This is a genomic window from Streptomyces sp. NPDC007875 (assembly GCF_042868035.1).
GTDB lineage: Bacteria > Actinomycetota > Actinomycetes > Streptomycetales > Streptomycetaceae > Streptomyces > Streptomyces antimycoticus.
Genome location: NZ_JBIADZ010000029.1, coordinates 1 through 22,016, shown reverse-complemented (window position 1 = coordinate 22,016; position 22,016 = coordinate 1). Strand labels below are relative to the sequence as shown.

23 protein-coding genes are annotated in these 22,016 nt (G+C 68.2%); 9 read left to right on the top strand and 14 right to left on the bottom strand.

Annotated elements, in window-relative coordinates:
* Nucleotides 1-107: 107 nt before the first annotated feature.
* Complete coding sequence (locus ACFYOY_RS39420; RefSeq protein ID WP_243979943.1) at nucleotides 108-401, bottom strand: hypothetical protein; 294 nt, start codon at nucleotides 399-401, stop codon at nucleotides 108-110.
* Nucleotides 402-539: 138 nt separating this feature from the next.
* Nucleotides 540-1,922, bottom strand: coding sequence for a glycine--tRNA ligase (locus ACFYOY_RS39415; RefSeq protein WP_014060587.1), 1,383 nt, complete (start codon nucleotides 1,920-1,922; stop codon nucleotides 540-542).
* 150 nt (nucleotides 1,923-2,072) lie between these two features.
* On the opposite strand from ACFYOY_RS39415, the gene ACFYOY_RS39410 reads away from it, so the two are divergent.
* From ACFYOY_RS39410 to ACFYOY_RS39390, 5 genes are all read left to right on the top strand, one after another.
* Nucleotides 2,073-3,080, top strand: a complete 1,008-nt coding sequence (locus ACFYOY_RS39410) for a metal ABC transporter substrate-binding protein (RefSeq protein WP_351882609.1) — start codon at nucleotides 2,073-2,075, stop codon at nucleotides 3,078-3,080.
* A gap of 29 nt (nucleotides 3,081-3,109) precedes the next feature.
* A complete protein-coding gene (locus ACFYOY_RS39405; protein WP_351883078.1) occupies nucleotides 3,110-3,982 on the top strand; it encodes a metal ABC transporter ATP-binding protein in 873 nt (290 codons plus the stop codon).
* A gap of 1 nt (nucleotide 3,983) precedes the next feature.
* Nucleotides 3,984-4,856: a metal ABC transporter permease gene (locus ACFYOY_RS39400; RefSeq protein ID WP_351882607.1), complete on the top strand. Its 873-nt coding sequence runs from the start codon at nucleotides 3,984-3,986 to the stop codon at nucleotides 4,854-4,856.
* A 183-nt stretch (nucleotides 4,857-5,039) separates the two neighbouring features.
* Nucleotides 5,040-5,465, top strand: coding sequence for a Fur family transcriptional regulator (locus ACFYOY_RS39395; protein WP_388592469.1), 426 nt, complete (start codon nucleotides 5,040-5,042; stop codon nucleotides 5,463-5,465).
* 324 nt (nucleotides 5,466-5,789) lie between these two features.
* Entirely contained in the window at nucleotides 5,790-6,959 is a 1,170-nt protein-coding gene (locus ACFYOY_RS39390) for a Cmx/CmrA family chloramphenicol efflux MFS transporter (RefSeq protein ID WP_351882603.1), read from the top strand.
* A gap of 163 nt (nucleotides 6,960-7,122) precedes the next feature.
* On the opposite strand, the gene ACFYOY_RS39385 is transcribed toward ACFYOY_RS39390, so the two are convergent.
* The 7 genes from ACFYOY_RS39385 to ACFYOY_RS39355 all read right to left on the bottom strand — a co-directional run bounded on the left by ACFYOY_RS39385 (nucleotide 7,123) and on the right by ACFYOY_RS39355 (nucleotide 14,842).
* Complete coding sequence (locus ACFYOY_RS39385) at nucleotides 7,123-7,599, bottom strand: hypothetical protein (protein WP_388592466.1); 477 nt, start codon at nucleotides 7,597-7,599, stop codon at nucleotides 7,123-7,125.
* 198 nt (nucleotides 7,600-7,797) lie between these two features.
* The gene (locus ACFYOY_RS39380; RefSeq protein WP_388592463.1) at nucleotides 7,798-8,025 is read right to left on the bottom strand and encodes a hypothetical protein; all 228 of its coding nucleotides are present in this window, start codon (nucleotides 8,023-8,025) and stop codon (nucleotides 7,798-7,800) included.
* A 43-nt stretch (nucleotides 8,026-8,068) separates the two neighbouring features.
* Nucleotides 8,069-12,337, bottom strand: coding sequence for a polymorphic toxin type 17 domain-containing protein (locus ACFYOY_RS39375; protein ID WP_388592460.1), 4,269 nt, complete (start codon nucleotides 12,335-12,337; stop codon nucleotides 8,069-8,071).
* Entirely contained in the window at nucleotides 12,334-12,717 is a 384-nt protein-coding gene (locus ACFYOY_RS39370) for a hypothetical protein (RefSeq protein WP_351882599.1), read from the bottom strand. Before ACFYOY_RS39370 ends, ACFYOY_RS39375 begins: the two co-directional genes overlap by 4 nt.
* A gap of 159 nt (nucleotides 12,718-12,876) precedes the next feature.
* Nucleotides 12,877-13,464 carry a TetR/AcrR family transcriptional regulator gene (locus ACFYOY_RS39365; RefSeq protein WP_351882597.1) on the bottom strand — a complete coding sequence of 196 codons (588 nt, stop codon included), beginning with the start codon at nucleotides 13,462-13,464 and terminating at the stop codon, nucleotides 12,877-12,879.
* A gap of 233 nt (nucleotides 13,465-13,697) precedes the next feature.
* The gene (locus ACFYOY_RS39360) at nucleotides 13,698-14,123 is read right to left on the bottom strand and encodes a nuclear transport factor 2 family protein (RefSeq protein ID WP_351882595.1); all 426 of its coding nucleotides are present in this window, start codon (nucleotides 14,121-14,123) and stop codon (nucleotides 13,698-13,700) included.
* A 125-nt stretch (nucleotides 14,124-14,248) separates the two neighbouring features.
* Nucleotides 14,249-14,842 carry a dihydrofolate reductase family protein gene (locus ACFYOY_RS39355; protein ID WP_388592456.1) on the bottom strand — a complete coding sequence of 198 codons (594 nt, stop codon included), beginning with the start codon at nucleotides 14,840-14,842 and terminating at the stop codon, nucleotides 14,249-14,251.
* A 70-nt stretch (nucleotides 14,843-14,912) separates the two neighbouring features.
* On the opposite strand from ACFYOY_RS39355, the gene ACFYOY_RS39350 reads away from it, so the two are divergent.
* Nucleotides 14,913-15,491 (top strand): TetR/AcrR family transcriptional regulator, encoded by a 579-nt coding sequence (locus ACFYOY_RS39350; RefSeq protein ID WP_137965698.1) that lies wholly within the window; start codon nucleotides 14,913-14,915, stop codon nucleotides 15,489-15,491.
* A gap of 86 nt (nucleotides 15,492-15,577) precedes the next feature.
* On the opposite strand, the gene ACFYOY_RS39345 is transcribed toward ACFYOY_RS39350, so the two are convergent.
* Nucleotides 15,578-16,396, bottom strand: a complete 819-nt coding sequence (locus tag ACFYOY_RS39345) for a helix-turn-helix transcriptional regulator (RefSeq protein ID WP_388592453.1) — start codon at nucleotides 16,394-16,396, stop codon at nucleotides 15,578-15,580.
* 132 nt (nucleotides 16,397-16,528) lie between these two features.
* On the opposite strand from ACFYOY_RS39345, the gene ACFYOY_RS39340 reads away from it, so the two are divergent.
* Nucleotides 16,529-17,593, top strand: coding sequence for an aldo/keto reductase (locus ACFYOY_RS39340; protein ID WP_388592450.1), 1,065 nt, complete (start codon nucleotides 16,529-16,531; stop codon nucleotides 17,591-17,593).
* Between the two features lie 16 nt (nucleotides 17,594-17,609).
* Here the strand turns inward: ACFYOY_RS39340 and ACFYOY_RS39335 are convergent, their stop codons facing one another.
* Genes ACFYOY_RS39335 through ACFYOY_RS39320 form a run of 4 tightly spaced genes read right to left on the bottom strand, consistent with a single transcriptional unit; the run spans nucleotide 17,610 to nucleotide 20,327 of the window.
* A complete protein-coding gene (locus ACFYOY_RS39335; RefSeq protein ID WP_351882587.1) occupies nucleotides 17,610-18,443 on the bottom strand; it encodes an isoprenyl transferase in 834 nt (277 codons plus the stop codon).
* 50 nt (nucleotides 18,444-18,493) lie between these two features.
* On the bottom strand, nucleotides 18,494-19,243 hold the full coding sequence (recO, locus tag ACFYOY_RS39330) for a DNA repair protein RecO (protein WP_351882585.1): 750 nt from the start codon (nucleotides 19,241-19,243) through the stop codon (nucleotides 18,494-18,496).
* A gap of 15 nt (nucleotides 19,244-19,258) precedes the next feature.
* A complete protein-coding gene (locus ACFYOY_RS39325) occupies nucleotides 19,259-19,465 on the bottom strand; it encodes a DUF397 domain-containing protein (RefSeq protein ID WP_351882583.1) in 207 nt (68 codons plus the stop codon).
* Nucleotides 19,466-19,475: 10 nt separating this feature from the next.
* Entirely contained in the window at nucleotides 19,476-20,327 is an 852-nt protein-coding gene (locus ACFYOY_RS39320; protein ID WP_351882581.1) for a helix-turn-helix transcriptional regulator, read from the bottom strand.
* 135 nt (nucleotides 20,328-20,462) lie between these two features.
* On the opposite strand from ACFYOY_RS39320, the gene ACFYOY_RS39315 reads away from it, so the two are divergent.
* Both ACFYOY_RS39315 and ACFYOY_RS39310 read left to right on the top strand, forming a co-directional pair.
* Nucleotides 20,463-20,882 carry an ATP-binding protein gene (locus ACFYOY_RS39315; protein ID WP_351882579.1) on the top strand — a complete coding sequence of 140 codons (420 nt, stop codon included), beginning with the start codon at nucleotides 20,463-20,465 and terminating at the stop codon, nucleotides 20,880-20,882.
* 348 nt (nucleotides 20,883-21,230) lie between these two features.
* The gene (locus ACFYOY_RS39310) at nucleotides 21,231-21,899 is read left to right on the top strand and encodes a class I SAM-dependent methyltransferase (protein WP_351882577.1); all 669 of its coding nucleotides are present in this window, start codon (nucleotides 21,231-21,233) and stop codon (nucleotides 21,897-21,899) included.
* Nucleotides 21,900-22,016: the final 117 nt, after the last annotated feature.

Sequence of the window (22,016 nt, the reverse complement as noted above, 5' to 3'; positions counted from 1 at the left end):
GAGCTCTTCCTGGGAGGGCCTACGAGCCGGCTGGGCCCGCAGGCGGGCTCAGCGGTCCTGGGCCCGCCGGGAGCACAGGGCCTCCGGTGCCGGTCACCTCTGGCAGCTCACCCCTGCGAGGCAGCCCACCACAGAATGAGCGCTGCCGCCGCGAAACAGGCCAGCATGATCAGGAGGACCTGCCGCCGCGCCGCCGCGTCGGCGGTCATCCGGGGCGAGCCGAGGGCTCCGTGCGCCTGGGCGAGGTGGTCGAGTCCCTTGTGGCGGGCGCCACCGTAGGTGATCCGCTCCTGCCAGTCGCAGTGCCGGCAGCCGAGCAGCCGCCGCTGCCCCGGACCGTAGCCGTAGCTCACCTCGAAGACCGTGCCGTCCTCGCGGGTGGCGGTGATGTGATGTGTCACGCCTCGCACGATTGGTGAACCCCCGTTCTGCCGAGCCGACGGGCCCCGGTGCCACGGACATGGCGTCCGCGGCACCGGAGCCCGTCGTCGGGTATGTGTCCGGTGCCCGTGGTCCGGGCGCGATGGCCCGGACCGGGGTCAGCAGCCGATCAGGCGGCCGCCGAGGTAGGACTGGATCTGGTCGAGGGAGACCCGCTCCTGCTTCATCGTGTCGCGCTCACGCACGGTCACGGCGTTGTCGTCGAGGGTGTCGAAGTCCACGGTGACGCAGAAGGGCGTGCCGATCTCGTCCTGGCGACGGTAGCGGCGGCCGATCGCGCCCGCGTCGTCGAACTCGATGTTCCAGTGCTTGCGCAGGTCCGCCGCGAGCCCCTTGGCCTTCGGCGAGAGCTGCGGGTTGCGGGACAGCGGCAGCACCGCGACCTTGACCGGCGCCAGGCGCGGGTCGAGCCGCATCACGGTGCGCTTCTCCATCTTGCCCTTGGCGTTGGGCGCCTCGTCCTCGACGTACGCGTCGAGCATGAAGGCCAGCATCGCGCGGCCCACGCCCGCCGCCGGCTCGATGACGTAGGGGGTCCAGCGCTCGCCGGCCTCCTGGTCGAAGTACGACAGGTCCTGGCCAGACGCCGCCGAGTGCGCCTTCAGGTCGAAGTCGGTGCGGTTGGCCAGGCCCTCCAGCTCGCCCCACTCCGAGCCGCCGAAGCTGAAGCGGTACTCGATGTCAGCGGTGCGCTTGGAGTAGTGGGAGAGCTTCTCCTTCGGGTGCTCGTACCACCGGATGTTCGCCTCCTGGAGACCGAGGTCCCGGTACCAGTTCCAGCGCTGCTCCATCCAGTACTCGTGCCACGTCTCGTCCTCGCCCGGCTTGACGAAGAACTCCATCTCCATCTGCTCGAATTCACGCGTCCGGAAGATGAAGTTTCCCGGCGTGATCTCGTTGCGGAACGACTTGCCGACCTGGGCGATACCGAACGGCGGCTTCCGGCGCGAGGTCTGCTGGACGGCGAGGAAGTTGGTGAAGATGCCCTGGGCGGTCTCGGGGCGCAGATACGCGATCGAGCCGGAGTCCTGGGTCGGGCCGAGGTGGGTGGCGAGCAGCCCGGAGAACTGCTTGGGCTCGGTGAAGCTGCCCTTGTTGCCGCAGTGCGGGCAGTTGACGTCGGCCAGGCCGTTCTCGGGGAGCCGGCCGTGCTTGGCCTCGTACGCCTCCTCCAGGTGGTCCGCGCGGAACCGCTTGTGACAGGAGGTGCACTCGGTGAGCGGGTCCGTGAAGGTGGCGACGTGGCCGGACGCCTCCCACACCTCACGGGCCAGGATCACGGACGAGTCGAGTCCGACGACGTCGTCACGAGAGGTGACCATCGAACGCCACCACTGCCGCTTGATGTTCTCCTTCAGCTCCACACCGAGCGGTCCGTAGTCCCAGGCGGCTCGCTGGCCGCCGTAGATCTCGCTGCACGGGTAGACGAAGCCACGGCGCTTGCTGAGGCTGACGATGGTGTCGATCTTGTCGGCGGCCACGGTGCTCTCTTCATTGATGACGACATTGACGACGAAGCGAATGCTTCAGGTTACCGGCGGCGGCACCCCCCGGATCAAATCGGTAGTCGAAGCGATCAACAAGAGGACAGTTGTTGACAATCGTTTCCATCTTTGTTGAAAATGAGAGTCATGAACATACGCCGCCTCAGGCCCACGACCGCCCTCGTCGGAGCCGCCGCACTGGGCCTGACCACCCTCACAGCCTGCTCCTCCAACGTCGGCGACGGAAGGACGGACGGCAAGCTGGATGTGGTGGCGTCGTTCTATCCCCTGCAGTTCCTCGCCCAGCGCATCGGCGGGAACGCCATCCATGTGTCCTCCCTGACCAAGCCCGGCGTCGAACCGCACGATCTGGAGATCAGCCCCCGGCAGACCGCCGATCTCAGCAAGGCCGGTCTTGTGGTCTACCTCAAGGGGCTCCAGCCCTCCGTCGACCGCGCCATCGGACAGGCCGAGCCGAAGCACGTCGCCGATGCCGCCTCGTACACCACGCTGGAGGACCACGGCACCGAGGTCGAGGGCGACCACGACCATGCGGGCGCGGACGCGGGCGAAGGCGGCCACGAGGACGAGGGCGAGGAAGGGCACGAGGGCCACGCCCACTCCGGCGACGCCGCCGCCGACCCCCACATCTGGCTGGACCCGGTGCGCTACGCCCAGGTCGCCAAGGGCGTCGGCAAGGCGCTGGAGAAGGCCGACCCCGATCACGCCACGACATACAAGAAGAACACCACCGCCCTGGTCAAGGAGCTGACCACGCTCGATCAGGACTTCCGGAGCGGTTTGAAGGACCGTTCTTCGGACACCTTCATCACGACCCACGCCGCCTTCGGCTATCTCGCCGAGCGCTACGGCCTGCGGCAGGAGGCGATCTCCGGGCTCGACCCCGAATCCGAGCCCAGCCCGGCCCGGATCAAGGGGCTGCACAGCGTCGCCAAGAAGGACAAGGTCAACACCGTCTTCTTCGAAACCCTCGTGAGCGACCGAACGGCCAAGACGCTGGCGGGCGATCTCCATCTGCGGACCGATGTGCTCGATCCCATCGAGGGCATCGGCGACAAGTCCAAGGGTGACGACTACATCCAGGTCATGCGATCCAACCTGAAGGCCCTGCAGAAGGCGCTGGGCACCAAGTGACGGACCACCCCACGGAGGTCGAGGAAACGATGGCGACCGAGGAACCCATGGAAACCGAGGAGCCGGACATAGCCCCGACCGCGCCCCCGCATCCGGGACCCGAGACACCCGCACATCCGGCTCGGACCGCGGACCCGACCGCCGATCCCATATCCCTGCGCGGCGCCACCGCCACCCTCGGTGGCCGCCCCGTGCTGCGCGGCATCGATCTGACCGTCCGCCGCGGCGAGGTCGTGGCGCTGCTCGGCGCCAACGGCTCGGGCAAGTCCACCGCCGTACGGTCCATCGTCGGCCAGGTGCCGCTCACCGGCGGTGAGCTGGCTCTCTTCGGCATCCCCCGCCGCCGTTTCCGCGACTGGGCCCGGATCGGTTACGTACCGCAGCGCACCACCGCCGCCAGCGGCGTCCCCGCGACCGTGCGCGAGGTCGTCTCGGCGGGCAGGCTGGCCCGCCGCCGGTTCGGCCCGCCGCGCAAGGCGGACCGGGCGGCCGTTCAGCGGGCTCTGGAGCTCGTCGGCATGGCCGACCGCGCCCGGGACCCGGTGAGCGCCCTCTCCGGCGGTCAGCACCAGCGCGTACTGATCGCCCGCGCCCTCGCGGGCGAACCGGAACTGCTGATCATGGACGAGCCGATGGCCGGGGTCGACCTCGCCAGCCAGGAGATCCTCGCAGGCACCCTCCGCGAGCAGGTCGCCGCCGGCACCACGGTCCTCCTCGTCCTCCATGAGCTCGGCCCGCTGGAGCCGCTGATCGACCGCGCGGTGGTGCTCCGCGACGGCTGCGTGGTCCACGACGGGCCGCCGCCCAAGGCCGTGGGCCAGCACGCGCTGCCCGGCCATGACCACGTCCATCCCCATGCGGCGCCCGACGCCGAACCGATCCGGACAGGGTTGCTGACCTGAGATGCTCGAGATCCTCGACTACGCCTTCATGCAGCGGGCCCTGCTCGCCGCCGTCCTGGTGGGCGTCACCGCGCCCGCCGTCGGCATCTACCTCGTCCAGCGCCGCCAGGCGATCATGGGCGACGGCATCGGCCATGTCGCCCTTACCGGTGTCGCGCTCGGCTTCCTGACCGGCGCCAACCCCGTGTGGACCGCCGTCGCCGTCTCCGCCCTCGGCGCGATCGCCATGGAGCTGATCCGCTGGTACGGCAAGACCCGTGGCGATCTCGCGCTCGCGATGCTCTTCTACGGCGGGATGGCGGGCGGTGTGCTGCTGATCAACCTCTCGCCGACCGGCTCCAACGCCAACCTCACCACCTATCTCTTCGGCTCGATCACCACGGTCTCCCCCGAGGACGTCGTCGCGATCTCCCTCCTCGCCGCCTTCGTCGTACTGATCACCTTGGGGCTGCGCCGCCAGCTGTTCGCGGTGTGCCAGGACGAGGAGTTCGCCCGGGTGACCGGCCTCCCGGTGCGCACGCTCAACCTGCTGCTGGCCATCACCGCGGCCGTCACGGTCACCGTCGCCATGCGCGTCGTGGGCCTGCTCCTGGTCAGCGCCCTGATGGTGGTCCCGGTCGCCGCCGCCCAGCAGGCCACCCGGGGCTTCGCGATGACGCTCGCGCTGGCGATCACCATCGGCGTCGTGGTGACCCTGTCCGGCACGGTCTTCTCCTTCTACAAGAACGTCCCGCCCGGCGCGAGCATCGTCGTCCTCGCCATCGGCGTCTTCGCCGTGATCACGGCCCTGGCCGCGCCCCTGGCGAAAAGACGCGCTCAACGGGTGGCCGCGGCCGGGGAACGGTGCACGGTGAGGGACGATGTACTCGTATAACGACTGACGACGACGCACTCGTAGAGTCCACGTACTCGCACAGTCCACCGCTCGGCCCGTCGCTCAGTCTGTCGCTCTCGTCCGTCCCCCGAGCGATAACTGGCACAATGGCCGGGCAGAAGACGCAGTGGGCGCGGAGAGAGCCCTGAGAGCGACGGAGCATGTGAGGTTGAGGAGGCAGCTGTGGTGACCGCGGGTCCCCCAGTACGCGGCCGGTCCACAAGGCAGCGCGCCGCGGTGGCGGCAGCACTGAACGAGGTGGACGAGTTCCGCAGTGCGCAGGAGCTCCACGACATGCTCAAGCACCGAGGCGACTCGGTGGGCCTGACCACCGTCTACCGCACCCTCCAGTCCCTCGCCGACGCCGGCGAGGTCGACGTCCTCCGCACCACGGAGGGCGAAGCGGTCTACCGCCGCTGCAACAGCGAGGAACACCACCACCACCTGGTCTGCCGCGCCTGCGGCAAGGCGGTCGAGGTGGAGGGCCCCGCCGTCGAGAAGTGGGCCGACGCGATCGCCGCAGAGCACGGCTTCGTGGACGTGGCCCACACGATCGAGATCTTCGGCACCTGCGGCGATTGCGCGGCGACGAAGGCCGCGCAGGGTTGATCTTCACTTCGCGGGGTTGGCACCCGCCCCGCTCCGATTGATCTCCGTCGGGGTTGTGGATACGGTGCCCGACGTGACGAGCCCTGAATCAGACAGAACAGAGCCGCCGGTCGCTCGGCGGCGAGCAGTTGTCTGAACCGCTGACCTGACTTTTGGGTCGATCTCGCTTCCAGCGACCGGACACGACTCCGTGTGTCTGGTTCCCTTTCGGGCTCGCCGTATCCATGGCGTAGTCATGACGTATTCATGGCTCGTCGTGGCGTAGTCCGACATCCAGCACGCGGCTGTTCTCGCTCGCATCCGCTCTTCGCTGGAGTCGACCTCTTGCCTGTTTTCCTTTACGTCCTCGCGCTCGCGGTCTTCGCGCAAGGAACGTCCGAGTTCATGCTGTCCGGTCTCGTACCGGGCATTGCCCAAGACCTCTCCGTGCCGGTGGGAGCCGCGGCGAGCCTGACGTCCGCGTACGCGATCGGGATGATCGTCGGCGCCCCGGTGATGGCCGCGCTGAGCGCGCGATGGCCGCGGCGGAGGGCGCTGGCGGGGTTTCTGACGGCGTTCGTGGTGGTGCATGTGATCGGCGCGGTCACGACGGACTTCGCCGTGCTCTTCGGTACCCGTATCGTCGCCGCGATCGTCAATGCCGGTTTCCTGGCGGTCGCGATGTCCGTCGCGACGGCCCTCGTACCGGCGGCGCAGCACGCCAGGGCCACCGCCGTCCTGCTGTCCGGGGTCACGCTGTCCTGCGTCGCGGGCGTCCCCGCGGGGGCGTTGCTCGGGGAGTGGTCCGGCTGGCGCTCCGCGTTCTGGGCCGTGGCAGCCCTGTGCCTGCCCGCGCTGGCGCTGGTCTTCCGCCACGCGCCCGCCGACGCGGCTGGTCGGAAGGAAGTCTCGATCAGGCGGGAAGCGCGTGTGGTGGCGTCGCGACCGGTGCGGTGGGCCATGGTCCTCGCGGCCGTGGTCAACGGGGCGACGTTCGCGACCTTCGCCTACCTGGCCGTCATCGCCACGGACATCGCCCACCTCCCCGACGCCGCCGTCCCCGCCCTTCTCGCCGCGTTCGGGGTGGGCGCCTTCGTGGGGGTGACCACGGCCGGCCGTACGGCCGACGGCGGGTCCGGGAGGGGCCTGCTGCTAGCCGTGTGTGCCCTGCCGGTCGGCTGGGCCGTACTGGCCGCGAGCAGCCCCTACGCGGCTCCGCTCTTCATCGTGACGATCCTCCAGGGCGGCCTGTCGTTCGGCATCGGCTCGACGCTCGTCACCCGCGTCATGCACACGGCCTCCCAGGCCCCTTCGCTGGGCGGCTCGTTCGCCACGGTCGCGCTGAACGCGGGTGCCTTCCTGGGCCCGTTGAGCGCGGGCGTCGTGACGGAGACGACGGGCGACTACCGGGGCGCGGTGTGGGTCAGCGCCGCGCTGGCCGCGACGGCGGTGGGTGCTGTCGGCGCTTCGCGGGCATGGGGTGCCCGCGCGGGCGTCGAGGAAGCCGGGTACTGACTTCGGCGATTCGGGGTGGGGTGACGTACCGGCCGTATCCTCGCCGCTGACGTCAATCCGCGCTGCGGGAGCTGGGCTTCCGCGGCGCGGATGCGGCCCGGGCCGACAGTCCAATGCCCGTCGCCTGGCGAATGCGGCCCCTCCGAACTCCATCAGCCAAGGCTCACGCTCCAGACGTCCCCATGCCCCGGGCAGTCGTCACGCTCCTCCTGTTATCCACCACCAGCACGGATACCTTGGTCTCCGGTGCCCGGTATTCGAGATAGCCGCCTTGAGGGCGAAGATCGAGATCGGGCGCGTCGGGGGTCCGTGCCAGCTCCTCCCGCAGCTCGTTCCAAGAGCAGTACTCCGGGAACTCCACGTCCGTATCCCGGCGCCATTCCGCCGCCATGCCCTGGTCATCAGCCGCCAGCCGATGCAGTTCGATCATGCCGCTGGTCATGCTCCACTTCCCCGGACCGCCGGAGAAGTAGAGCTCCACGAATCCGTAGTCCCTGCGGAGCATTCCGTACTCTTCGTCGACCACGTCAATAAAGTCGACTTTCAGCGCTTGATCGACCTCTTCGATGGACGATCCAATGCCGACGCCGTGAAGTCGTTCGGTCGCAATGACGCTCGCCAGAGCGGCAACACCGTTCACGCACCCTCCCTATTAGCGCTGCACAGCAACGGTCACATCCCGCGCATCAGGCAGCGCTACCGGCGCCTCGTCGTTGTACCAGGCGTACTCCAGAGCCGACAGACACCCATCACTCATTATAGAAGGGACTTGCCCCCTCGAGTCGCAGCGGACGGATATCCCGTTTACACCTGTGACTAGCGTGGGCCAAGCGGGGCGTCAGTAATAATCCGACTTCTGGCGATCCTGCCCCGTCGGAGCGATCTGTTCCTTGGAAAAGACACGAACAACGTCGAACCCGTCAAGCATCACCCCAAAACTGGGAGGAGTGTCAGGGTGCGGCGGCTCAGAGATGCCGACGATTGCGCCGACAGCCCCCTCCAGTTCCGGCCGGCCCGGAGAGGCGACGACCCGAACCTCTGCGTAGAAGTGAAGAGGATCTTCCATGGTTCATTCCTTGAATCAGCGTGCCCGGAGGCACTTCGTGGTTCTACTTGTGAGTAATTTCCCCATCCAGCGAGACGTTCAAGTGGCTTCCGTCCCGGCTCAGCCAGCCGAGTTTAGCCCTTCCTGTCTTGCTCAGCTGAACATCCCATTCAAAGGGTTGTCCGGCAGTGCGGGATGGCCCCTTGATCCATTCATTACCGAAACGGTCAATGTAGCCCTTCCGGGGGCCGCGCAACAATCCGGCGTTGACTGAAGTGTTTTCGGGAGGCACGAATCGGATGCGCCCTGAGAATGGGAGCTGCGCATCCTTGAGTAGTCCCTTAACGCCGGTGCGCGGGGTGGGCACCGGGTCTCCGCACTTCAAACCCATGGGGTCGAGCAACGTCAACGGAGAGTCAACGTACCGATGATGGTTGGGTGCGGGGTCGAGACCGAGCGGATCGGCGGCAGTGTAGCGGGCGGTTTCGGGGTCGTAGTGGCGGAAGTAGTTGTAGTGCAGGCCGGTTTCGGGGTCGGCGTATTGGCCGGGGAAGCGGAGGGGGCAGTCGACCTTTGAGGTGCTCGCCCGGGAGGGGAAGTGGGTGCCCCAGAGGGTGGTGCGGTGTTGCCAGGACAGGTCTCCGTCAGGGGACACCAGTTCTGTTGGGGTGCCGACCAAGTCCGTGATGATGGCGTGGAAGCCGGGTGGCGTTTCGTCCTCGGCGCCCATGAATTGCTCGATGAGGGATGCGCCGGGCTCACGGATCAGCGGGGTGTGGTCGGTCTGGGTGAGGGGGCGGTGGGTGCCTGGGGCGTAGTCCCAGGTGGTGTGTTTGCCCTCGTGGGTGGATTGCTCGGCCAGGCGGGTGTCTTCCCACGTGAAGTCGGTCGATTCGGCAGTCGTGCCGTCATCCGCCAGCCGCTGTTTTGATATGCGGCGGCCGAGGGGGTCGTATGTGTAATGCCAGTGGTCGCCGTCCGGCGTCGTTGCGTCGGTGAGGCGGTCTTCGGCGTTCCAGGTGTAGGTCCAGGTCCGCGTCTGGCCGTTCAACAATTTCCGGGTGCGGCGGGTCATGCGGCCCTGGGTGTCGTGTTCATACGTCGTGCGACCCGCGCGGTGGATGATCGTCCCCGAGAACTCCCGGTCGCCGGGTGACGCGTGCGCGGGGGCGGTGGCGTGGGTGAGGTTGCCCGCCGGGTCGTAGGCGTAGGTCTCGGTCCAGCCGTGGGCGTGGACCCCCGTCACGCGGCCTACCGGGTCCAGGTCGAAGCGGCGGGTTCCGGAGGTGAGTTCGCGGATCTCGGTGAGGTAGCCGTCCGGGCGGTAGGCGTACGCCCGGTGTTGGAGGATGCGGTCTGCCGCCCCCGGTTCGTGGGTGAGGGTCTGTGTGGTGAGGCGGTCTGTCTTGTCCCAGGTCTGGGTCAGGGTCACGCCCTCGCCCAGGCGGCGTTCGGTTTCCCGTCCCGCCGCGTCGTACCTGAAGGAGAGGGTTCCCGAGCCGTTGTCGAGGCACGTAGGGCGGCCTGCCGCGTCGTACGTCCACTCGCTCACGATGCCGCTGGGAGTTGTGCGCCGGGTCCGACGGCCCTCGGCGTCGTACGTGTACGTCGTCGTGCGGCCGTTGACCGTTTCCGACAGGACCCGGCCCAGCACGTCCCGTTCCAGGGTCAGCTCAACGTCCGGATTCGCCGCTCGCGTCAGGGCGCCCTGTGCGTCGTAGGCATACGTCGTCCGTGCGCCCGCCTCGTCGCGTTGTTCCGTCGTGCGGCCCAGCGCGTCCCGGGTGAAGTACAGGATCTCGCCCGCGCCGTTGGTGCGGGTCAGCAGGTCGCCGGCCGCATCGTGGGTGTAGGCGAGGGTGCGGCCGTTGAAGTCGGTCTCGGAGGTGAGGCGGCCCGCCGGATCGTAGGTGTAGGTCCAGGTCAGGCCCTGGGGGTTGGTGACCTCGGTCAGGCGCATCTCGGTGTCGTAGGCGAAGGCGTACGTCGCGCCGTCCGGCTCGGTGCGGGTGGCGGGGACGTCGAAGTGGGTGGAGGTCTGCTGGGTGGTGTGGCCCGCCGGGTCCGTGTGGGTGAGGAGGTTGCCCTCGCCGTCCCAGGTCCAGCTCTCCCGGGCCCCGTCCGGCTCCTCCCGCCACGCCGGTTTGCCCTCGGTCGTCCAGCCCATACGGGTGGTATGGCCCAGGGGATCGGTCGCCTCGACGACCCGGCCGAAGGTGTCCCGGCGGACGCTCGTGGTGTGACCCAGCGGGTCCGTGACCGCCACCGGCAGTCCCGCCGCGTCACATGCGATGCGGCGGGTGTGGCCCAGGGCGTCCGTCACCTGGGCGAGGTGGCCCCGGTCGGTGTAGGCGTAGGTGGTGGTCGATCCCGTCGGGTCGGTGGTGGCGGTCAGGTTGCCCGTGTCGTCGTACGTGTGGCGCCATGTCCCACCGCCCGGCTCGGTGACCTCCAGCGGCAGGCACAGGGCGTTGTACGTGGCCTCCGCCCGCGCCCCGTCCGGCAGGGTGACGCCGGTCAGGTTGCCATCCTCGTCATATCCGTAACGCGTCGTACGCCCCAGGGGATCCGTCACCGCGACCTTACGGTCGCCGCGCGCGTCCCACTCCGTCAGCGTGGTGTGGCCCAGCGGATCCGTCTCCTCGACCAGCTGCCCGTCGGCGTTGTAGCGGTACGTCGTGCGGTGGCCCAGCGAGTCCGTGTAGACCGTCGTCCGCGCCGCGTCGTCGTACTCCAGGCCGCCGTTGTAGACGCCGTCGCTGCCCTCGGTGCGCACCACCTTCCCGTCCGGCCCGTACACATACCGGAACGACGTGCCGTTGCGGTCCGTCCACGACGTCACCCGCCCCTCGCCGTCGTAGGTGAACCGCAGCGGCGCGCCGCTGGAGTTGATGACCTCGGTGAGGTTGCCCGCTTCGTCGTAGCCGTAGCGCATCACCACCGTGCCGCCCTCGCGGCTCTGCCCGGGGGCGTAGACCGACGGCGGCTCGTCAAGGAGCCGGAGCGCCGTGACCCGCTGGCCCTCGGTGTCGACGGCCAGGTAGTAGCCCCCGGAATGGCGGACGGCCAACGGGACGCCGCTCAGGGCGCGTTCGATGTCGATGCGGGCGCCGTTGCGGTCCTGCAGGCTCTCCAGGGCCAGATAGACCGCGCCCGGCTCCTCCGTGGCGGCGGGGCGGACGAACGTCCGCACCACACCCGCCTCCGGATCGGTGACCGTCATGACGCCGTCCGGCTTGCCGTCCCACTCCAGCGGCCACCGCGCGCCCTTCGCGGGCAGCGTCGGCACCCCCGGCTCCGGCACCGGATACACCAGCCGCATCCCGTCCGCGGCGGCGAACACCACGCCCTCCGCGTCCAGTTGGACCCGCTCGTCCAGCAGACTGGCCCACGTCGGGCCGAACCACACCCCGCCCCGGTACGACGACACATGAGTGCGCTCGAAGACCAGCGGCAGCGAACCGGGCAGCGTCAGATCGGAGTGCTCCATCAGCATCGCACCGGTCGCGATATCGATCGGCTCACCCGTGCACGGGCACTTCTTCGTCGGGCGGGCGGCCGGGCCCTCCTCGACGAGGTTCGGGCGCAGCGAGGGCACCTTCGGGGGCTTGAGCAGGTCCGGAACGCCGGTGAGCTTGGGCATCACACCGGGCTTGAGCACCCCGAGCCCGGCCCCGAAGATCCCGCCGTCGATCATGCCGTCCTTGGCGGCCTGGTTGACCTCGTCCAGGCTGAAGCCCTTCTGCTGCCCCAGGGCGATCTTCACCGGCTGGGCCACCGCCGCGTCGATCGTCACCGACAGCACGCTGGTGAAGACCGCGCCGGTCAGCATCTCCGCCGCGATGACGGCGACCGCTTCCTCCACGGCGACGCCCAGACCGGCGGCCATGGCGATGATCTCCGCCGCCACCCCGTCGGAGGCACCCCCGGTGACGATGGTCAGCAGCCCACCGCCGACAAGCGCCACGGCATCGATACTGATCTGCGTCCACAGCTTCTCGATCGCGTCATCGACGGTGTCGGCGAACTTGTCCAGTGCCTTGGCCATGTTCCGGGCGGACTTGGCGAGGTTGCTCAGCCAGCCCTCGTCCTTGCCCTTGGCGTAACGCCCCCAGAAGGTCTCGAAGGCGTCGATCGCCTCGCCCTTGTTGTGGTGGATGAGCGTCGTGGCCGCCTTGTCGGTCGCGACCCGCACATCGTCCACGCTGTCGGCGAACGTCCGCCAGGCGTCGGCCGCGTGGCGCAGCGTGCCGGAGTTGGCGTCCGGCCACCACATGCCCAGCTTCATGAGGAGGGCCTTGGCCTTGTCCTCGATATCGCTCCCGAAACTCACCGATGGCCGCCCGCGCCCGGACCCTGGTCATGGCCGGAGCCGTGCTTGGCCTTGGTGAACATGCCCTCGATGAGCTTGTCGTTGTCGACATGACCGTCGGCCATGTCGTTCATCGCCTCATAGATGCTGGTCAGCCCGAGGACGAGGATGCCGGCCGCCGACTCGATGTGCTTCTGGTTCGGCTTGTACTGCTTGCCGAAGTCCTTCCCCGGCTTGTCGTCCCCCCACGGCTCCCCATAGCCGTCCAGCGTCGTGATCAGCTTGGTCAGCGCCTCACTCAGCTTCACCGACTGGTGGTGGAAGGTGGGGGCGACGGATTTGATGTCCGCCACCTTGATGTCCAGGACCTTGCCACCGCCGTGCCCGTCGCCGCTGCCCATGCGACGCCTCCCCCGCTGAACGTTTGTCGTACAAAACTCTCAGGCTAGGGCGGCGACCATCACGGACCGTTCAATATGGCCTCTACATCAAGTAAAGAGTGCTGACGCGACTCCGAGTGATCTCGGGCCGGGAGCTGTCCGAGGTGGTGGGTTGGTGATCTACCCGGACCGGCTGTGCCCGGTCAGGGAGGTCACGAGTGCTGCGGCGATGTCGCGGAGCCGGTCGGGTTCGTGATGTGCGCGTTCCATGACGGCCAGGCCCCGGGTCGTGGTGACCACGAGGCGGGCCGCGGAACGGAGATCGACCGCGAGATCGTCGTCGTCGATCGCGGCCAGCCCGTTGTGGACGGTGTCTTCGAGGTCGTCGAGGAACGTGCGCACCACGGTTTCGACCTGCGGTATCTCCGATCCGGCGTCGATCACCGTCCGGGTGGACAGGCAGCCTCGGGAGGGCGTGCCCGCCGTGATCGACCGGATGCAGTGGTCGAAGAAGGACAGCAGTGCCGAGTGCCGGTCGTCTTGGCGCAGCGCCTGGGCCGCGCCGGTGAGGAATGCCTGGGTGTAGTCGCCGAACACCCGCAGGAAGATCTGTTCCTTGCCGCCGTAGGCGTGGTAAAGCGAGCCGCGCTGAACGCCGGTCCCGACGGCCAGGTGCTGCATCGATGTCGCGCGGTACCCGCGGACGGCGAACACCTCCAGGGCGCGGGCGAGCGCCTCCCGTTCGTCGAATTGGCGTACCCCGGCCACCTGACTCCCTCTGCCGCCCCGCTCCGGCCGATCGACGATGGCCGATGGCCGATGGCCAATCACCGATCGCCGATCGACCGGCGGCGGATCCTGCGGTCTTTGACAGCGATGTCCAACATAGCTGCGCCGGTGCCGCACTGTCGAAGCCGCCGGGGTGAGACGTCTCCCGGCGGCGGGCGGAAGCGCCCTTTCTCTCCAGGGGCGGTGTCAGGCGGCGATGTCCGGCGACGGCGTCAGGCGGCGGCCGACTGCCCGGTCAGACGCTGGAACAGTTCCCAGGAGGCACGCTCCACCCAGTTGCGCACGAGCTTGCCATCCGCGCGCACCTCCCAGACGGCTGTGCCGGTGAAGGAGATCGGCTGCTGGTCGGGTTCGGTGCCCATGATGCCGTTGTTCTTGCCGTGCACCACCCAGCGCGAGGCGACCCGGCTCCCGTCGTGGTTCTGGAAGGTCTCGACGGCCTCCAGCCTCAAGTCGTTGACCGTGTCCAGGAAGGCCCGGACCCACGCCTTGAAGTTCTCCCGCCCCTCGATGCTCTTACCAGCATTGGTGATCACGAAGTCATCGACCACGAAGTCGTCGATCTTCTCCGGGGCGTGGGCGTTCCACACTTCCGCCCAGAACGCCTCCACGATCTCAACGGAACTCGCATACGCCATCGGGACACCACCTGCTCGGCTCAATGTTTGACACTAGCGTCAAACATAGTACGCCGGTGCTCCGGGCGACGATCAACTCCACTCCGCCGACCTCAACCGTGGCGCTGCCCGGCCGGGGGCGCACGTCAGCGGCGGGTGAGGTGGGTGAGGGTGACGCCGTTGGGGAAGGCCGTGCGCTCGGCGACGTCGAAGACGGTGGGGTCGAAGGCGCCGTCGAAGGCCGGGATTCCGGCACCCGCGACGACCGGGTAGTTCTTGATCACCAGCTCGTCGACCTCGGACAGGAGGGCACCCGCCAGCTTGCCGCCGCCACAGAGCCACACGTCCAGCTCCGTGCCTTCCTCGCGCTTGAGCTCGCGCACGAGGGCGAGCGGGTCGCCCGGGACGACGGTGACGGCCGGGTCGATGTCGGGCTTGAGGGTGCTGGACACCACGTACTGACGCAGATGCGCGTACGGACTGCCGACGCCCGCGTCCAGGGCGGGGCGATAGGAGCCGAGGCCCATGACGACGGTGTCGAAGTGGCGGTTGGGCGTGTCGGCCAGGCCGACCGCGGCACGGTAGGCGGTCGGGACCGTCTCGGGAAACAGCGTGTTGGTCCAGGCCGAGTAGGCGGCGGACTGCCGTTCGTCGCCGCCGGGGAAGAAGTCGTACTCGCCGCCGGGGCCGGCGATGCGGCCGTCGAGCGTGACGGCGACGTAGTAGACGAGCTTTCGCATCGTGACAGCTCCATCTGTAGTACTCTGACTGAAGTGGTCAGAACGTAGTACTACAGATGGAGTGGTGTCAATGGTGAGACGGAACGACGAGCGGCGCGCCGCACTCGTCGACGCCGCGATCGAGGTGCTGGCCAGGGAAGGCGCACGCGGCCTGACCTTCCGGGCGGTGGACACCGAGGCCGCCGTCCCCGCCGGTACGGCATCCAACTACTTCGCCAACCGCGACGATCTGCTCACCCAGGCCGGTGCCCGTGTCTACGAGCGACTCCAGCCCGACGAGGCCACGATCGCCCGCCAGCGGGCGGCGGGCCGCGACCGGGAAACCTACGTGGAGCTGATGCGTGAACTCGTCGGCCGCGTCGCCTCGTTCCGCACCGGCTATCTGGCACTGCTGGAGCTCCGTCTCGAGGCCACCCGCCGCCCCGCGCTGCGCACGGTCCTCACCGAGCGGGTGCGGGCCGACGTCGACGCCAACGTCGCCTACCACGAGGCGTCGGGGCTCCCCGGTGACGCCATGGCCGTCAAGCTGCTGATCCTGGCTCTGAACTGGCTGATCGTCGAGCAGCTCACCTTGCCGGACGTCTTCACGGAGGCTGAGCGTGACCGGCTGGTGGCGGCCGCGGTGGAGCGCATCGTGGCGGCGGAGTAGGGGGCGGCGGGGCAGGCGGGCCCCGCTCATGTCACCTACGCGCCGGAATGACGGTTCGGCTCAGTGCGTGAACAAACGCTTCGACATCACCGCGCGCACAACCGGTCCATTGCCGACTGGCTCTCATCATCCGCAGGGCGGAAGATCACCAGACGCTGCTCCGGATCTTCAAGCGGTATCAGCACTTCGAAATCCACCGCGATCACACCGACGTCAGGATGCCGCATCACCTTGTGCCCGCGGCCGTTGACCTTGATGTCCCGCTCGGCCCACAGTCGCGCGAATTCCTCGTCACGAGTGATGAATTCGGCAATGCGGTCGGTCAACGCCCGATCCTCCGGATGCGTGGCCCACGCGGCGCGCAGATGGGCGATCCCCTCCCGCACGACGCGTTCCCGGTCGACGTAGAACTCGCGTATCTCCGGATGCATCAGGCACAGCCACATCGCATTGCGCTGCGCCGGAGGCAGGGTGTCGAAATCCAGTAGCACCCTCGTCATTTCATGGTTCCAGGCCAGGATGTCGTAGCGGTGGTTCATCAGCATGGCCGGGAGCGGCGACAGGTCGGCGACCAAATGGGCCAGCGGCGGCGCCGCGGTGGTGGCGGGCTTGTCGGCGTTGCGGGGGCGCTGCTGGGTCAGGTTGAAGAGGTAGGCGCGTTCGACGGGGGCCAGGCGCAGCGCTCGGGCCAGCGCCTCCACCACGTCCGCCGAGGGCCGCAGCCCGCGCCCCTGTTCCAGCCGCACGATGTAGTCGACGCTGACCCCGGCCAGCTCAGCGACCTCTTCGCGGCGCAGCCCCGGGGTCCGCCGGGCCTGCCGACGCGACGGCAGGCCGAGATCGCGCGGGTCCAGCCGTTCGCGCCGGGCCCGCAGGAACGCGGCCAGCTCCTGTGTTGTGTCCACGGTGGGGGTCGTCATGTTCGTTGCAACAGCGAGGGTAGGACTGGCCTTCCCAGGAACTTCTTTCCCTTACCTCCGGCTCGCGGCGGTCACAGGCTTGTGCTCGACAACGGATCACGAGCACAGGAGGACACCATGTCGCTCACTCTCGACACCTACCGGCTGCTGGGCCGCTCCGGGCTGCGGGTCTCACCGCTGGCACTGGGCGCGGCGACCTTCGGCACCGAGTCGGGCTGGGGAGCCGAGCAGGACGAGGCGCGCAAGCTGTTCGACCGCTACGTAGAGCGAGGCGGCAACTTCATCGACACCGCCAACACCTACAGCAATGGCACTTCCGAGCGCATGCTGGGCGAATTCACCCGCGACAACCGCGAAAGCCTGGTGCTCGCAACGAAATACACGACGCTACGCCGACCGGGTGACCCGAATTCCGCGGGCAGTCACCGCAAGAGCCTGTTCACTTCGGTGGAAGCGAGTCTGCGACAGCTCAATACGGACTACATCGATCTGCTCTACCTGCACGTGTGGGATTTCACGACACCGGTCGAGGAGATCCTGCGCGGCATGGACGATCTGGTCCGGCAGGGCAAGATCTTGTACGTGGCGATCTGCAACGCCCCGGCCTGGCAGGTTTCGCGCATGCAGACGATCGCCGACCTGCGCGGCTGGTCGCCACTGGTCGCGCTCCAGATCGAATACAACCTGATCGAGCGTACCGGGGAACGTGACCTGATCCCCATGGCGCGCGAGATGGGGCTGGGCGTGCTCCCGTATTCACCCCTGGCCGGCGGGGTGCTCACCGGCAAGTACAGCCGCGACGACCTGACCGCGGCGAACGTCGCATCCGACGACGGCACCCGCAAGAGCTTCAACCTCGCCTTGGGCACGCTCACCGAACGTAACCTTGCCATTGCCGATGTCGTGAAGGAGGTCGCCACGGAGCTGGGCGTCACACCCGCCCAGGTCGGGCTGGCCTGGACCCTGCGGAATCCGACCGTGACGGCACCGATCATCGGCGCCCGCACCCCCGCGCAGCTGGAGGACAATCTGGGCGCCTTGGAGGTCGACCTCACCGCCGCCCACCTGGCCCGCCTCGACGAGGCCAGCGCGATAGGACTCGGCTTCCCGCATGACATGCTCGCCAGTGACCACATCCGCAACGTGACCGCAGGTGAAATGAAGCTCGAAACCCGTCGCTGATACGGGCCCTGGGCGCTTACTCGGACGGGGAGTCCTTCTTCAGCTGCTCCTCGTTCGGGATCGCCCCGCCGAAGCGGCGGTCCCGCGAGGCGTACTCCAGGCACGCCCGCCACAGGTCGCGGCGGTCGAAGTCCGGCCACAACACGTCCTGATAGACCATCTCGGCGTACGCGCTCTGCCAGATCAGGTAGTTGGATGTCCGCTGCTCGCCCGACGGGCGCAGGAAGAGATCCACATCCGGCATGTCCGGGTAGTAGAGGTACTTCGCGAACGTCTTCTCGTTCACCTTCGACGGATCGAGCCGACCCGACCGGACGTCCTCCGCCAGCGCCTTCGCCGCGTCCGCGATCTCCGCCCGGCCGCCGTAGTTCATGCAGAAGTACATCGTCATGGCGTCGTTGTCCTTGGTCTGCTCCTGAGCGACCTGGAGCTCCTGCGCCACCGACTTCCACAGCTTCGGCATCCGGCCCGCCCAGCGGATCCGTACGCCCATCGCGTCCATCTCGTCGCGGCGGCGGCGGATGACATCGCGGTTGAAGTTCATCAGGAAGCGCACCTCGTCGGGCGAGCGCTTCCAGTTCTCGGTCGAGAAAGCGTAGAGGGAGAGGTTCTTGACGCCCATCTCGAGGCAGCCCTTGAGCACGTCCAGCACGACGCCCTCGCCGACCTTGTGCCCCTCGGTGCGCGGCAGCCCGCGCTCCTTGGCCCAGCGGCCGTTACCGTCCATCACGACGGCCACATGCTGCGGCACCAGCTCACCGGGGATCTTCGGCGGCCGGGCGCCGGACGGGTGCGGCTCCGGGATCCGGTACTCGCGCCGCTGTCGGCCCAGAAACCCGCGTCCTGCCATGCCTGCCACGTCTCCCTCAGCTCTTGCTCTCTGTGCTACTGCTTGTGCTGCTACTTCTCTACGTACCGCAGCGACCGAAGTCCCCGCTCCAGGTGCCAGTGCAAATACGCCGCCACGAGCCCGCTGCCCTCCCGGGCGTGCCGCAGCTCACACGCGTCCGCCGTCTCCCAGTCCCCCGTCAGCAGCGCGCCCAGCAGCGTCAGCGACTCCGCCGAGGGTACGACGCTTCCGGGCACCCGGCACTCTCCGCAGATGACCCCGCCCGCGCCGACCGAGAAGAACCGGTTCGGGCCGGGCATCCCGCACTTGGCGCAGTCGTTGAAACTCGGTGCGTAACCGTTGACCGCGAGGGAGCGGAGCAGAAACGCGTCCAGGACGAGATGCGGCTCGTGCTCCCCGGCGGCCAGGGTGCGCAGGGCGCCGACGAGAAGCAGATACTGCTGTACGGCGGGCTCGCCCTCATGATCGGTGAACCGCTCGGCCGTCTCCAGCATGGCCGTACCGGCGGTGTAGCGGGCGTAATCGGTGACGATGACGCCACCGTACGGCGCGATCGTCTCACTCTGCGTGCACAGCGGCAGCCCGCGCCCGATCAGCTCGCCACCACCGCGCGAGAAGAACTGCACGTCGACGTGGCTGAACGGTTCGAGCCGCGCGCCGAACTTCGACTTCGTACGCCGCACCCCCCGGGCCACGGCGCGGACGCGGCCGTTGTTGCGGGTGAGCAGGGTGATGATCCGGTCCGCCTCCCCCAGCTTCTGGGTGCGCAGCACGATGCCGTCGTCGCGGAACAGACTCATGGCGCCCATTGTCCCCTAGCGGGACAGGTGATCGAACCGCCCTGCCTTCACGGCCCGGGTGAGCGCCCGGAGGGCGGCGGGCGTGGTGGCGATCACGGTCTGGGGTTCGTCGCTCTCGCGGAGAAGTATCGCGGTGGCGTCCGGGACCTGGGCCAGCTCGACGCAGTTGTTGGCTGCGTCACCTGAGTACGAGGACTTCCGCCAGTGTTGTATGTCAGACATCTCCATGCCTTCAGAGCTGTTGCGCGATGTAGCGAACGAAGTCGCGCGTGTCCTCAGGGCTGAGTGACAGCCCCTGCGTCCGGTCCAGGACTTCCCTGTAGTTGGCAACGAGCGTTTCCGCGTCCACCAAAGCGACTCCGGTCGCCACGTCGAGCTGAACGGTGTCCAGCTGCGGCACCGGTCCGGCCGCATAGAGTACGGAAGCCCCCGCGCCAGGAAAACCTCCGGCCGCGAAGGGAATCACGCGCACGGTCACGTTGTCGCGCTCGGACGCCTCCAGCAGGTACTCCAACTGGCCACGGGCCACCTTGGCGCCGCCGAACCGCATCCGCAACGCTGCCTCATGGACGATGAAGGTGCACTGCGGCGGATTGTCCCTGTCCAGTACGTCCCGACGCTTCAGCCGGTGGGACAGCCTGCGGCGGTGCTCGGCGGCGGTGAGATCGGGCACCGCCGTAGCGAACACGGCTCTGGCATAGTCCTCCGTCTGCAGCAGCCCCGGGATGTGCATCGGCTGCATCGTCCTCAGGTCCACCGCGTGGTGTTCCAGCTCGGCCAGATCGAGCGCGCCTGCGGGCAGCTTGCCCCGGTACTCCTCCCACCAGCCGTGCACCCGTTCCACAGCCATGGCCGCCAACGCGTCGACGTACGCCTGGTCCGCGCACGAGTAGATCGCCGCGAGCGTCCTCACTCGCTCCTCGCTCATGCCGAGGCGGCCTGCCTCCATGTTGCTGATCCGAGTGCGATCCGCGCCTAGCTCCTCGCCCGCGCGGGCCACGGTCATTCCGGCGTGCTCGCGCATCTTGCGCAGTTCCGTACCGAGGCGCCGCTGCCTCGCGGTCGGGCCTGACCTGGGTGACACCAACACCCTCCCCTTCAGTCACGTCCACTCAGTTAACGGTTACTGGAAGCGTAGTGCACACGTGCACTCAGATGCTCTATGGTCCTGGTAGCGCAGCGCATCGAACCAATCACGCACCGCGTTGGGAGCACCGCCATGCCCGAAACCGCCGAACCCCCGTACGCCTACCGCCTCAGCGCCCCCAACTCCCCCAAGAGCCCCAGGGTCTGCCGGGACGCCATCGCCGCCCTCCTCCAGGCCAACGACCTGCACGACCTCGCGGACACGGCGAAACTCCTGGTCTCCGAGGCCGTGACGAACGTCAACCGGCACACCAACACCCAGCTGATCCACATCGACACCCTCGTTCGCGACCGCATCGCGACGATCGCCGTACGCGACGGCTCCCCGGAACGGCACCCGTATCCCCGCGACGCGGCGCCGGACGAGGAGGGCGGCCGGGGGTTGTTCCTGATGCAGGAGCTGGCCTACGCGTGGGGCGTCACCTGGGAGCACGGGCTGCGCCCCACCAGTAAGCACATCTGGTTCGAGCTGCGCGAACCCCTCACCGAGTGATCAAGAGTTAGCCAAGTCCCCGGTCGCCGCAACCAATTCCCCCACACCGGTAGTGCGTGGGTGTCGGCCCTGAAGGTCGGTCACGATCTTGCGGATCGCCGGCCTGTCTCGCACTTCACCCGGAGACACTCGTACCGCTGATAGAAGTTCCGCAGCTGTCTGCTCCGGATTGCCCCACTGCCGCCATGCACGAGCGAGGTCAGTGTGCATCCTTCCTCTGCGCTCAGCCGTCTTGAACTTGGCAGCACGCAGCTCGCCACCCGTGCGGATGAAACGCCGTGATTCCGCTGTGGCCAATGAAAGACATGGGTACGGTGTCCAGCCTGTCGGACACCCCGGAGGAGGCCCATGCCGCGCGAGTCGACCACCCTGCCGGAGTACTGGGACACCTACAAGCCGTATCGCGGGGAGGGCGAGCAGCCGAAGCCTGACGTTGAGACCTTCGCGTGGACCCAGTACGACGGGCACGGCCCCGGCGAGGAGTTTCTGGGCAGCCCGCGTACCGCGCTGGAGCTCGGCTGCGCCGAGGGCAAGGAGGCCGTGTACCTCGCCCGTACCGGCGTCGCGGTAACCGCGTTGGACTTCTCCGCCGCCCAGGTCGCACGTGCCCGCCAATGGTGGGACGGAACCCCTGGCCTGGCATTCGTCCAAGCCGAGGCATGCGGCTATCTCGCTACGACTGAGACGACGTACGACGCGATCTTCTCCATCTGGGGCGCGCTCTGGTTCACCGACCCCGACGACCTGATCCCACTGATCGCCAAGCGCCTCAGCCCAGGCGGCACCCTTGCCTTCTCGCAGGCCGAGCCGCTCGAGGGCTACTACGGCCCGCAGCCGATGTACGGGAACGGCCTCGCGGGCCGGAAGCTCACCCTTCTGCGCTGGTCGTACGCGCCCGAGTGGTGGACCGACCTGCTGAAGCGCATGGGGTTCGTCGAGATCGACGCGCAGGTGCTCCCCCCACCGAACCCGGAGGACGTCGGCACCCTCATGGTGCGCGCGAGCGCTCCGAAGTGAGTGAGGGGTGGCCGGAGGGGAGCGGATCGCATCCGATCCCCTCCGGCCACCCCTGCCTCACCTCAACCGCTACGTTTCCGCGTCCGAGTTGCCGCGCCGTTAAGCCCCGCCCCGGGG

Bases quoted from the DNA above. Each gene is read 5' to 3' on its own strand.
- ACFYOY_RS39350 (WP_137965698.1), top strand. From the start codon at position 14,913: ATGGTGAGACGGAACGACGAGCGGCGCGCCGCACTCGTCGACGCCGCG.
- ACFYOY_RS39400 (WP_351882607.1), top strand. From the start codon at position 3,984: ATGCTCGAGATCCTCGACTACGCCTTCATGCAGCGGGCCCTGCTCGCC.
- ACFYOY_RS39355 (WP_388592456.1), bottom strand. From the start codon at position 14,842: ATGCGAAAGCTCGTCTACTACGTCGCCGTCACGCTCGACGGCCGCATC.
- ACFYOY_RS39340 (WP_388592450.1), top strand. From the start codon at position 16,529: ATGTCGCTCACTCTCGACACCTACCGGCTGCTGGGCCGCTCCGGGCTG.
- ACFYOY_RS39410 (WP_351882609.1), top strand. From the start codon at position 2,073: ATGAACATACGCCGCCTCAGGCCCACGACCGCCCTCGTCGGAGCCGCC.
- recO (WP_351882585.1), bottom strand. From the start codon at position 19,243: ATGAGTCTGTTCCGCGACGACGGCATCGTGCTGCGCACCCAGAAGCTG.
- ACFYOY_RS39335 (WP_351882587.1), bottom strand. From the start codon at position 18,443: ATGGCAGGACGCGGGTTTCTGGGCCGACAGCGGCGCGAGTACCGGATC.
- ACFYOY_RS39370 (WP_351882599.1), bottom strand. From the start codon at position 12,717: ATGGGCAGCGGCGACGGGCACGGCGGTGGCAAGGTCCTGGACATCAAG.
- ACFYOY_RS39360 (WP_351882595.1), bottom strand. From the start codon at position 14,123: ATGGCGTATGCGAGTTCCGTTGAGATCGTGGAGGCGTTCTGGGCGGAA.
- ACFYOY_RS39325 (WP_351882583.1), bottom strand. From the start codon at position 19,465: ATGTCTGACATACAACACTGGCGGAAGTCCTCGTACTCAGGTGACGCA.
- ACFYOY_RS39310 (WP_351882577.1), top strand. From the start codon at position 21,231: ATGCCGCGCGAGTCGACCACCCTGCCGGAGTACTGGGACACCTACAAG.
- ACFYOY_RS39380 (WP_388592463.1), bottom strand. From the start codon at position 8,025: ATGGAAGATCCTCTTCACTTCTACGCAGAGGTTCGGGTCGTCGCCTCT.
- ACFYOY_RS39315 (WP_351882579.1), top strand. From the start codon at position 20,463: ATGCCCGAAACCGCCGAACCCCCGTACGCCTACCGCCTCAGCGCCCCC.
- ACFYOY_RS39405 (WP_351883078.1), top strand. From the start codon at position 3,110: ATGGCGACCGAGGAACCCATGGAAACCGAGGAGCCGGACATAGCCCCG.